Annotated in this window: 10 protein-coding genes; all 10 read right to left on the reverse strand. The window is 43.0% G+C overall.

Going from position 1 to position 12,354, the window contains the following annotated elements; genetic code table 11:
- Positions 1-10 precede the first annotated feature (10 nt).
- From U0035_RS03595 to U0035_RS03640, 10 genes are read right to left on the reverse strand one after another with little or no spacing between them, the layout of a single operon-like run.
- A complete protein-coding gene (locus U0035_RS03595; RefSeq protein ID WP_245957823.1) occupies positions 11-1,543 on the reverse strand; it encodes an MGH1-like glycoside hydrolase domain-containing protein in 1,533 nt (510 codons plus the stop codon).
- A 3-nt stretch (positions 1,544-1,546) separates the two neighbouring features.
- Complete coding sequence (locus U0035_RS03600; RefSeq protein WP_114792775.1) at positions 1,547-3,031, reverse strand: FGGY family carbohydrate kinase; 1,485 nt, start codon at positions 3,029-3,031, stop codon at positions 1,547-1,549.
- 43 nt (positions 3,032-3,074) lie between these two features.
- Entirely contained in the window at positions 3,075-4,046 is a 972-nt protein-coding gene (locus U0035_RS03605) for an ABC transporter permease (protein ID WP_114792776.1), read from the reverse strand.
- Positions 4,047-4,050: 4 nt separating this feature from the next.
- Positions 4,051-5,556 (reverse strand): sugar ABC transporter ATP-binding protein, encoded by a 1,506-nt coding sequence (locus U0035_RS03610; protein ID WP_114792777.1) that lies wholly within the window; start codon positions 5,554-5,556, stop codon positions 4,051-4,053.
- Positions 5,556-6,182 (reverse strand): DUF2291 domain-containing protein, encoded by a 627-nt coding sequence (locus U0035_RS03615; RefSeq protein ID WP_114792778.1) that lies wholly within the window; start codon positions 6,180-6,182, stop codon positions 5,556-5,558. The genes U0035_RS03610 and U0035_RS03615 overlap by 1 nt, the downstream gene beginning before the upstream one ends.
- A 32-nt stretch (positions 6,183-6,214) precedes the next feature.
- Positions 6,215-7,165: a D-ribose ABC transporter substrate-binding protein gene (locus U0035_RS03620; RefSeq protein ID WP_114792855.1), complete on the reverse strand. Its 951-nt coding sequence runs from the start codon at positions 7,163-7,165 to the stop codon at positions 6,215-6,217.
- A 47-nt stretch (positions 7,166-7,212) separates the two neighbouring features.
- On the reverse strand, positions 7,213-8,175 hold the full coding sequence (locus U0035_RS03625; RefSeq protein ID WP_114792779.1) for a transketolase family protein: 963 nt from the start codon (positions 8,173-8,175) through the stop codon (positions 7,213-7,215).
- A 29-nt stretch (positions 8,176-8,204) separates the two neighbouring features.
- On the reverse strand, positions 8,205-9,029 hold the full coding sequence (locus tag U0035_RS03630) for a transketolase (RefSeq protein ID WP_114792780.1): 825 nt from the start codon (positions 9,027-9,029) through the stop codon (positions 8,205-8,207).
- Between the two features lie 28 nt (positions 9,030-9,057).
- Positions 9,058-10,473, reverse strand: a complete 1,416-nt coding sequence (locus U0035_RS03635; protein WP_114792781.1) for an L-fucose/L-arabinose isomerase family protein — start codon at positions 10,471-10,473, stop codon at positions 9,058-9,060.
- Between the two features lie 4 nt (positions 10,474-10,477).
- Positions 10,478-12,310, reverse strand: coding sequence for a sialidase/neuraminidase family protein (locus tag U0035_RS03640; RefSeq protein WP_162817999.1), 1,833 nt, complete (start codon positions 12,308-12,310; stop codon positions 10,478-10,480).
- Positions 12,311-12,354: the final 44 nt, after the last annotated feature.

Genomic DNA, 12,354 nt, shown 5'->3' on the forward strand with positions numbered 1-12,354 from the left:
TAAGACATGCCTATAAAGTACCAGTTACTTTTAAAAGCTTTTTTGAGCTGGCTACCAGCTTACCATCTGCCCATACAGATAAGCCTTTGCCTTTCCCGTATTTCTTGCCGTTTTTATCCCAGATAATCGTTACAATTTTCCCATGATATAAAATATTATCCAAAGCAAACCAGTTCCACTTACCTGAAGGCAGCAAAGGGTTCACTTCAATGATATTATCAGCCCTCGGACGCAAGCCTATCAGGCCACTTATTACGAGGTCGTTAAAAGTGGAATGATTATAATAGCGACCACGCTTATCATCAGTTAACCACTGCCCGGTTTTCTCATCCATGTATTCCCCTATGTAAGGCTTACCGTCTCTATGCTGAGACTGCGCATACTTTTGCAGCTGCGTATAGTAGTCGTTCTTAGAAACATAGGACTGTTTATAATTATTCAATAAATTGGCCATTGCCGTTAATGTTTGCGCACTGGCAAAGGGCCATACGGCGCCGTCCCATTCGCATTTGCAACAGCCATGGGTTCTAAAGCCGGGGTGACTACGATCTGCAGTAGTAATACCAACAGGCGCATTAAAATGTTTGGCATCCATAAGGTTCTTCCATGCAATGCTATATTTTGAATCGGGTAAATTAAAGTACCAGGGAATAAATCCAATCTCTTCCATTACCTGCGCCAAAGTATCGCCTTGCTCTTTCCGTACTTCGAAAAAATTACTTTTTGCATTCCAAAGCTTTTGCTGCGCATTCACTTTAATGCTATCTGCTTTTCCTGAGTATAAAATAGCACCGGTTTGATCACCTGCCAATTTTGCAATGGCCGATAATGCCCGGGCATTACCATACATATAACCATTTATAGAAGGTCTGGGGTTCTTTTCTTTCCGTCCGCCGCTAATGGTCTCTTCCATCGCGTCCCTTACATCAAATTGCCAGAAAATTCCGCGGGGACTACGTTTTTCAGATTCCCATCCGGCATAATCTGCAGTTAAATCAGGATAGTAATCTTTTAAAAAACTGGCATCGCCATTTACCAGGTAGCGATTATAAATCGCGTCCATATTCCAGCTGCTATAAGCGCGCAATTTTTTTAATGGCTTACCGTCATTACCCCGGTACCATATACGCAGGTTATCATTCAGATATTGCTGATCGTGCAGCCAACGGGATTCATAGATATGATGTCCCAGGCCACTACTGATCAGGTTATACTTATCAGCATAAGAACGTTGCACCAGGAATTCGGTTAATGCATAGCCCTGCTCTGTTTTACGGATATGTTTCCTCAATGTCCACCAACGGAAATAAAATATTTCCTCGAAATTCTTATCAGGAGTTTCCAGGAGCGGGATATTTTTTTGCATCCACTGCCAGGACTCGCTATTCGGAATCGCCTGTACTATCGGTTCATCCTCCATGGTGTTGAAGCGATCTGCATAATGTTTGAAGTTTTCAAACTTCAATACAGATGGTTGCGAAAAACCCGCCGTTACTGCAAAAACGCTCACTAATAGTAATATCCGTTCTTTGATCATCTTCATTGTTTAGTTTTTATTATTGATAGCCTGTAACCAACCCCGGTACCATTCCATTGCATTATTCGATTCGCCTGACGGCTCCAGTACTACCTTATCACTTTTGAGATTTTTTAGTGTGGCTATGTTGTGAAATATGCCTTGCTGCAGACCAGCCATATAAGAGGCGCCTAAGGCCGACACGTCGGGCATACTACTTCTGGATACCGGTTTGGCCAATACATCAGTGAGCAACTGCATCACGAATTCATTCGCTGTTAAGCCACCATTGGTCATTAGCTGTTTTAATGGTATACCCGTATCCTTTTCCATTGCTGAGATTACATCAGTGATCTGGTACGGAATAGATTCCAAAGCTGCACGTACAATATGATTTTTGTTGGTACCGAAAGTCATCCCTGTTATAGACGCTTTTCTATTCATTTCCCAGTGGGGCGAACCTAATCCGCTGAAAGCCGGCACCAGGTAAACGCCTCCGTTATCAGAGACGGTATTTGCCATGCCTGTCGTTGCTTTCACATCATCAAAAAGACCCAATTCATTTTTCAACCATTCGATGGTACCGCCACAGGTAACAATCACTCCTTCCAGCGCATAATCAACTCTGCCTGGAATACTCCAGCAAATAGTTGTAACCATTCCATTTTGAGATGTAACCGGCTTATTACCGATATTCATAATAATGCTGGAGCCCGTTCCCAATGTGGCTTTGGCAGTACCTGCATCAAAACAACCTTCGCCAAAAGCTGCGGCATGAGAATCACCGATTAAAGCAGTAACAGCTACAGGATCAGGTAATAATCCATTAATGGTGGAAGCTCCAAAATGAGCCGAAGAGGATTTCACCTCCGGCAATTGTAGATTGTTTAAACCAAAGGCCTCCAGCAATTCAGCATCCCACTTTAAATCATGAATATTGAAAAACAGAGTACGGGATGCATTGGTATGGTCCGTGGCATAACTCTTACCATTCGTTAATCTATACAACAACCAGGTATCAATGGTTCCGAAAAAAGCTTTCCCGGATACCACTGCTTCCTTTATGGCCGGATCATTTTCAACCAGCCATATGAGTTTGGTAGCCGAAAAATAGGGATCAATCACCAGGCCTGTTTTAGCCGCAATTGTACTGCTTAGTCCCCGCTGCGCCAATGCTTCGCATACTTTTACTGATCGTTTGCATTGCCATACAATAGCGGGGTGTAAAGGCCTACCCGATTCATCCCAAAGGACGAAAGTCTCCCTTTGATTGGATATACCAATCGCGGTAATCTGCCTTTTTGAATATCCGTTGATCTCCAGATCATTCAAACAATTACTAACGGCTGCAATTACGTTGTTGTAAATGGCTTCCGGATCCTGTTCCACAAAACCTTCGCCAAAATAATTCGTTTGCAAAGGTGCTGCCCCCCTGGCAATTGCCTGCCCCCCTGCATCAAATACTAATGCCTTGGTGCCGCTGGTGCCCTGATCTATAGCGAGAATGAAGTTCATTTAAAGTTTAAGATTTTAAATTCAAAATTGGGCATTCCGACCGCTAATCTTTCTTATCAATTTTATCAATCACCACTGCTAACAGAATTACCCCTCCTTTCACTACCTGTTGCCAGAAGGGCGATACATTTAACAAAACCAAACCATTATTTAAAACACCGATAATAATAGCGCCCATCACCGTTCCCCAGATAGTACCGCGGCCGCCACTGAGAGAAGTTCCGCCAATTACTACAGCAGCAATAGCATCCAGCTCATAGCTATTACCAGCGTTAGGTTGCGCTGAATCCAAACGGGAGGTAACAATAATACCACCAATTGCTGCCATCGCACCTGCCAGGGCATAAACGATCATTTTAATATTGGATATTTTTATTCCGGAGAATTTCGCTGCTGTTTCGTTGCCGCCGATAGCATAGATATAGCGCCCCAGCCGGGTTTGACGGGTTATAAAAACCGCAAACAATACCACCACCAAAGCAATCCACACCGGAACGGGTATTCCGAAGAAAGATCCCGAACCTATAAAATTAAATTTAGATCCCAGGTTACTGATTGGCTGCCCTTTAGTGTACAGCATGGTGAAACCACGGGCAATCGTAAGCATGGCCAATGTGGCCACAAACGGTGGCACATTAAACTTAGTGATCACAAAGCCATTAAACCAACCCAAAACTCCGCCAATAATAATAGCAGCCAATATAACACCCAAAACAGTAAAGCCGATATAGGTATCAGTTGCAGCAATAGGAATTCCATTTTTTAGCAACCCAGCAGCCACTGCGCCGCAAAACGCCAATATGGAACCTACAGAAAGATCAATACCGGCTGTTAACACAACCAGCGTCATACCTGTTGCAATACAAATATTTACCGCGGTTTGTCTTAACACGTTTAAACCATTATCAGCAGTAAAGAATTTATCCGTAAGTATCGACAGAATAATACACAATAACACCAATGCAATCAGGGATTGCAGGCTTTTAATTCTTTGTTTATAGTTAACGGTGGACATTAGCTTAATTTTTATGGATAGCTTTGGTTAACAAACTGGCTTCGGTGGCATCAGCAATGGGAATATCGGCTGTAATCTCGCCTTCACACATTACCAATACCCTGTTAGCCAGTGCTAATATCTCGGGTATTTCAGAAGACACGACAATAACACCCACTCCACCTGCAGCCAGATCTTTGATCAATTTATAGATTTCAGATTTAGCTCCAACATCTATACCCCGTGTTGGTTCATCTAATAATAAAACCTTGGGATTTTTAGCCAACCACTTTGCAATGACTATTTTCTGCTGATTCCCACCGCTCAGGTTTTTGGACAAAGTATTTTGTGAAGCTGTTTTTATATTTAGCTGTTCGATATAGTCTTTTGCCAGCGCCGATTCTTTACGTGCGTTTAAAAATATCCCGTTTTCTTCCAGCTGCTTTAATACAGTTACGCTGATATTTTTCTTCACGCCCAAACCCAGGCAAAGGCCTTGTAGCTTACGGTCTTCCGGAACCAGCATAATACCCGAAGCGATCGCCCGAGCAGGCGAATTGATCTTCTTCAGCTCTCTTTCAACTTGTATTGTACCTGAACCCAGTTTGGGATGTAATCCAAAAATGGTTTCGATCAACTCTGTGCGTCCCGCCCCCATTAATCCGTACAATCCCAATATTTCACCCTTATGCAAAGTAAATGAGGCGTCTTTAACCAGGAACCCGCTCATATCTTCTCCATTCTTCAGGTTGACATTTTTTATCTCTAGTAAAGGCTCATTGAAAATAACATCAGATATATTCTTCTCAATCACAATCTTACGCCCTGCCATTTTCTCTACCAGCTCATCCTGGGTAATAGTAGCCATATTTCCTGACGCAATCGTAGCCCCATCTCTCAACACCGTATAAGTATCAGCCTTCTGGAACAGTTCCTTTAACTTATGAGATATATAAACAATGATCTTTCCCTCTTCTTTTAGCTCGTCAATAATTTCGAAAAGATTGTCGACTTCTTTATCGGTAATCGCCGAAGTAGGTTCATCCATTATAATCACTTCAGCATTGGTATGTAAAGCCTTTGCGATCTCCACCAGTTGCTGTTGTCCCACTTTTAATTTGGAGACGAGCGTATCTGGACTGATGTCCAGGTTTACTTTTTTAAGTAACTGTGTGGTATACTTACGCATGGCGCCCTTGTCCAGGATACCCAGCGCGCTGGTTATTTCACGACCCAGAAAAATGTTTTCAGCAATACTCAAATGTGGTACCAGGTTCAATTCCTGGTGAATGATGGCGATACCCGCATCCTCTGCATCTTTGGTTGAATTAAACTGCACTTTATTTCCGTGAAAGATGATATCCCCATTGTATTGTGTATGTACACCCGACAATATCTTCATCAGGGTAGATTTACCCGCACCGTTCTCCCCTACGATGGCATTTACTTTACCCGGGTACAATTCCAGGTTTACATTGTTTAAAGCCGTGACGCCGGCGAACTTTTTGGTTATGTTTTTCGCTATTAACATCAGGGAACAATTTTTATGCTTACAGGAATCAATTCAAGGTCATCAAAATGGATATGCTCTTTATTTAACTCGATAGCTGCTGTAAATTCTATCTGATCACCTGTCTTTAAAGCCGGCTTGAATGCCGGAACTACTTTTTGCCGGACTGTTTTATTTAATTCTTCAGAAATGCTGTTTAGGTCGCTGGTATTGGGAAATTCTTTTAATTCAACCAGAGCGGAAGCATCTCTCAAGGCGTTGCCATAAACGAACTCGGTAACCAGGCTGGCTTTAAGTGGTGTATTGCCATTTGTTGTTATTGCTACATCGTCTGCTCCTATTTTATCTACCCTGGCTGTACCCTTTACCAACGCGTACCGGTAATTACCAATCGCCAAAGCATTCGTATACTTCTCAAAAGCTCCGTCCGCATCTGATGCTATAGCTGTTTTTAAGGTATTGATATCAATTGCCGTCTGAAGGCGCGCAGGCAATTTTTCCCTCCACAATTTGGCCACGTAGCTTACTGCGTCAAATTTTTCACCGGCAGTGGCTTTTACGTCGCTGAGTTTTTTTATATAAATAGAATTATAACCCAATAGCCCAATGGCCACTAATATAATCCCGTATTTTAAAAACCTGTTCATTGGAATTGTTTTAAAAGTTCAGCGTTCGTTGGTTATTTCTTTCCGTAGGCCACATAGTCCTGCACATTCTTTTTGGTAACCATTTCCACCGCTACCGGTATTTTTTGAGGAAAGTCCCTTTTGCCTTTTATGTACTCGTCTGCAAATACGGCAGCTGTCTGTGCCATCACCAATGGAAACTGCATACCGGTAGCATATACTTTGTTATCATTAATAGCAGCAATCACATCATCGGCGCCGTCGAAACCAAATACTTTTACCTTATCTGCTTTTCCTGCTGAAAGCAATGCCTGGTAAGCGCCCATTGCCATGGCGTCATTACCGCAAAAAACACCGTCGATATTGGGATGCGCCTGGAGAATAGATTCCATTACTTCCATAGCTTTATTACGATCGAAGTCGGCACTTTGCTGTGCCACCATTTTCAGATCTTTATAATTATCTATCACACTATGAAAGCCTTTTGACCTTGCCCAGGTGTTGTTGTCCCCAACTAGCCCCAATAGTTCAACGTAATTGCCGGTTTTATTCAGCTGCTGTACAAAGTATTTACCAATGGCTACAGAACCAGAATAACTGTCTGAAAGTATTTGTGAAGTAGCTGCATCCAGCGAATTAATTTCCCTATCCATGCAAAAAACCGGTATGTCTGCAGCTTTAGCCTTTTTAACGTTGGCTACCGAACCGTCTGCATCTGTGGGATTAAAAAGAATGGCATCAAAACCCTCCACTATGATATTATCAAAATGATCGCTCTCCAGGGCGGAGTTATTTTGCGAATCGAATAATTTAGTTTCATAACCCAGTTCCTTTGCCTTGGCAGCCGCTTGCTCGCCCAGGAATACAAACCAGGGATTATTTAATGTAGAAATGACTATCGCCATTTTCTTTTGTTGCTTGCTTCCGGGTTCTTTGCTTTTACATTGTGTCAGCAGCAATCCCATCGTCAGTAACAAAAGTCCGTTGTAGAAAAGCTTTTTCATATTAGGCATCATTAAATCGTTTTAGGAAAATAGAAGTTCTGCTAAACTTATTTCGAGCGCAACAATTCCTTTGCCGTTGTAGCAATCCCATCCCTACTGATACCATAGTGCCCCAGGATCTCGCCCTGTGAACCGGTTACTGTGTATTCATCCGGTATACCCATTATTTTAAAGGGCTTGCTGATACCCTTTTGTAAAAGGTAACCGGCACAGGCTTCTCCGAGCCCGCCATATACGCTATGCTCTTCTACAGTAAGAACAGCTTTAGAAGCACGGGCTTTTTCAGCCAAAAGTTCAGTATCCAAAGGTTTGATCGTATGCATACTAACTACAGTAGCCGCAATACCCTCTTCTTTTAAAAGTCTTGCTGCTTCCAACGCGGGATATACCGTTTCTCCACAACCGATAATCAATACATCATCTCCCTCGGTTATGATGCGTCCTTTGCCAAAAGCAAAAGCCTCCTCGTTGACCTCTTTTAATGACGGCATCGGCTTTTTGCCAAAGCGCAGGTAAACAGGCTCTTGGGTTCGTGCAGCGAGTTCAATGGCTTGTTCCGTTTCCCAGTTATCCGCCGGCGCTACCACTGTTATATTATTGATAGCCCTGAGCGCTGCGTAATCATGCAGACTGTGATGCGTGCTACCTAAAGCGCCATAGCTTACACCGGCACTAATGCCTATCACATTAACAGGGTTGTTACTATAAGCTACATCGTTCTTGATCTGCTCCAACGCACGCGCTGTTAAAAAGCAAGCGGGAGATGTTGCAAATACCTTCTTCCCACAGGATGCCAATCCGGCTGCCACACCCACCAGGTTTTGTTCTGCAATACCCACTTCCACAATCTGGTCGGGATATTTTTTGCCAAAGGGAACTAACTTGCCCGAGCCACGGCTATCGCTGGTTACAGCTATGATATTCGGATCTGTCTCCGCCAGCCTTTGCAGTGTTTCTGAATACACGTCCAGGTTGGCTTTATAAGGTAAAGTGTTGATTTGTTCTGCCATTGTTCAATTATATAAATGAAAGTCAAAACCTAAATTGCTAATAATGCTTCATCCAGTTCCTTAATAGCCTGCTCATACTCGTCTGCAGAAGGAACACCGTGATGCCATTTCAATACGTTCTCCATATAGCTTACACCTTTGCCTTTAGTAGTGTGCGCAATAATAACACTGGGCTTTCCTTCTTCAAAAGGTATCTCCTTCAACGTTAATTTCAGCGCCTCTATATCATTTCCATCTACTTCTCTAACTGCCCAGCCAAAAGCTTTCCACTTTTCGTCGAGGGGATCCGTATTACATACATCTGCTGTTGGCGCTGTAATCTGCAAAGAGTTTTTATCAACAATAGCACAAAGATTGTCGAGCTTATAATGCGCCCCTGTCAAAGCCGCTTCCCAATTGCTTCCTTCGGGCATTTCTCCATCGCCCATCAGGGTATAAACCTTATAATCCTTTTTATCCAACTTGCCGGCCAATGCAGTACCGACCGCAATGGGCAAACCATGACCCAGGGCACCGGTATTCTGCTCTACGCCATTTACTTTACGTGTAGGATGGCCAATATAATGCGACTGGTATTGGCAAAGGGTGTTCAATTCGTCTTCGGCGAAAAATCCTTTATCAGCCAATACAACGAACAATGCTTCTACTGTATGACCTTTACTTTGAATATAACGATCCCGGTCAGGAGATTCGAAGTTTGCCGGCGATACGTTCATGATCTCATTGTACAATACATTCAGGATGTCCGTGCAGGAAAGGCTCCCGCCGGTATGCCCAGCTTTTGCCTTTACAATATATTGGAGTATTTTTTTTCTATACTCAATGGACTTTTGTTGAAGTTCTTTTGTTGTCATATCAAACTGTTGTTTGAAGTTTAAAATGCTAACTGTGTAAATAGGTTTCCCAGCCCAGATAGTTCTCCATGGCCTCTTTCAAAATACCTGCTGTTTTGCTGGCATTCATTACTACGTGATGCTCAAAACCATTACGACATACATGTTTCATCAGCCCTTGTAAATCATCTATCTGTGCTACCGCCCGGTTACCAAAGGTTTTTAATTCATCGTTGGTTAATTCGCCCTCGCCTACGTATGCTTTGATCACACCTTTACAGTCATCGGTACTGATACGCCCGTAAGTCAACGGCATCGCAGGCGTGCGGCCATCCAAAGCGCCGTAAGTATTTTCTGTACCCACCGTTGTTCCTAAGATCGGTGCGGTACTGATACTGATATCCGGCAGGAAGGACTTTGCCCAATTACCACAATGGAACAGTACACACTTGGTATCATCATCAGCATAATTATTATTCCAGTCTACCAATGCGCTGGGTGAGCCACTGGCCAATTGCATGGCATACATGCTTAAAGTACCCGTCACATCTACTTCACAAGCGCTGGGCAACATATTCTCGCTCATCATGCTCATGCTCGTACATACATTACAACCATAGTTTTGCTGTATCGAGGTCCAGCATTGGATAGCAGTGCAATCCAGTGCATTGGCTTCCATAAAATCAGCCAACACTACGTCCAATTTTGCTATCTGCACCAGCTTATCACTGGGTGTTTTCCCTACAGAGGTATAAGCATGGATTTTCTCCAGTTTTTCTTTTACCGACCTATCATCTGCTGTAAGCTTGTTTGCATTACCCAGTATTTCAGAAAGATCAACTGTTGTAACTGAAATGCCATTACGTTGCAATATCTTTTCACTATAGCGAACGGTATTAAAAGCTGTAGGTCTTGCACCTACGGCACCAATACGCACTTTCCGTAAACCTTTCACCACGCGACAAACGCCAACAAAATCGAGCAGGTCCTTCCTGAAAGTCTCATCTTGTAGCCTGTTTACATGTTTGGTAGTCAACGTATATTTAATACCATATTGGTATAGATTATTACAAACCGAAATCTTACCACACCAGGCATCTCTCCGGTTAACTACGTCCAGTTTGTTCAAATCATCAGAATACGCCTGTATCAACACGGGAACATTTAATTCGGCAAGTTTCAAGGTTTCTGCCACGCCTTTTTCATCACCAAAATTGGGCAACACCACGAGCACCCCATCTATGGCATCGCGGTGCTCTCTAAACAGAGCCGCACATTTCTGTGCTTCAGCAAAAGTTTCTACGCCACCCAGCTTCGAATCGGTATCGCTAAGCATGATGGGAGTGATATTAAGCTCTTTTAAAAAGTCGAGCACTTCGATACGGGCTTCAGCAACCAGCTTATCAGGAAAAAAATCCCTGTTGCCGATAATGACGCCCAGTGTGGCATTTTTTTGTGATGACATAGTTTTATAGTTTCGAGTATTTGAAATAGCTGATATTATAAACGGCTTCTTTATCCTTTTCCCCTGCATTGGGTAAATCGTACATCTGGTCGGTAGGTGTATCCGCATTAGGAAAACGTCTTACTCCCCCTGTTCTGAAGCTCACATGATGAACCTTATGTATGGGTGCAAATATGATATTATTGTTAGGGTTACTACCGTTGATGGAAACCGTATATAACCTTGTAGCGGTATTCAGTTCAATAATAAAATTGTAGGTTTTACCTGCTTCATATTTTGTCAATGCTTTATCGCGGTAACCCGCTTTGGTTATAATAGTACCGGTAGAATCGAAAGACAAACGCAGACAAGGCGTGTTGCGGGCATCCTGTACTTCAATATCCAGGCGGCCATTGGCTGTTTGCTGTGGTGTAACGCTAAACTCTATCTTCACCCTGCTGGCTTCCGGCACTACGCGCTCTGCTTTACCCAGGTCAAAAGGATCAAAATCTTTTAAGGACAAAACCTTTTTACCACTTTCTTTCACAATGGAAACGGGCGCCCAAAGCGGGCTATACAAATTCCAGTTCTTTAATTCTTCCCCGTCTTTCAATGCAGAAAACTTGTCATCCACATTTCCTTCTACCTGGCTTTGAACAGGCATGGGAATTTTGGCTACCCACATATCTTCCTTATTGACGCTGTAAGTAACCCAGTTGTTCTTTCCGGGAGGTATTCCGTTCATTTCCTGGATGCCACGTACATATTGAGGTCCGTAGGATTTATAGTTACCGCCATAACGCATGGAAGTGATCTCGCCGTTTACTAAAAAGAGATTCTTATAGTTTAAACCATCATCACTGACAGATAATGCCAGTGGCCATCGGAATTCACTCGGATTATATACCGTCATGTATTTTCCATCGATCGTTTTCTGTCCCCAGATCTTGGCATTAGAGTTCACAAAACCCGGCGCTCTTAAAGGATTATATAACCAGGTTTTACCATTGTCCGCAGACATACTGGTTAAAGCATTTTTCCAGAAACCAATGACACGACCATTCGGCAGGTGATAGTAACTAAACGCCTTTACTTCTTTCTGCAGTGGAATCAAAGGATCATTTCTATCCGCCTCTTCTACCCATTGCTGCATCTGCAGAGGTTGCGCTAACAATTCATCACATGCCGCTATAAAGGATTTATCTTTTGATTTTTTATAGAAAGGGTAACTGGTATTCTTCTCATTAAAGTCGTGGTTGTACCTTATAAAATAGATGGGGCCTAAACTACCATCTTTATTGATTTCCCGCACCACACGCCCCACGCCATTACCATCATTAGGATCGTCTTTGGCGTACAGCGCAATACCATAATAACCCAATGCCAGCAGCTTATTATTTTTAGCAGTATAAAACCCCATGCGCTGGTGCATTACTGCATCAATATCTTTGGCGATAGCCGTATCTTCCTTCTTTTTAAACCCGTTGGGCAGGCGATAAACAGGAAACAGGTCGATAGGTTTAGACCAGTTGTAGCCATCTTTGGAAGTGAACAAATAAGTTGCACCCGGAGCTATATGCTCCCCTACCGGGTTGCTCAGAAAATGCATGTAAAAAGTATTGTTCCAATAAGCCAGCATGGGTTGATGATTATAAGTCCAGTTCATACCTCCAGCCCATTCAGGATGCTCCCGGTTGGCCCTGAACACCTGGATATTATGTACTCCTACCACGGGCGTTAGCTGTCCGTGGTGATAATCTACGTTAGACAAGGTTGGCCCGATATATCGCGCTGTATCCTGCTGCGCGAAACCTGTCAATGCACTAATACTTAGTAAATATGTAAAAAGAGTTTTCATAATAATGTTTTTGTTGTTCATGGTTGATGGTTCACAGATGATAG

This window comes from Niabella yanshanensis (assembly GCF_034424215.1).
GTDB lineage: Bacteria > Bacteroidota > Bacteroidia > Chitinophagales > Chitinophagaceae > Niabella > Niabella yanshanensis.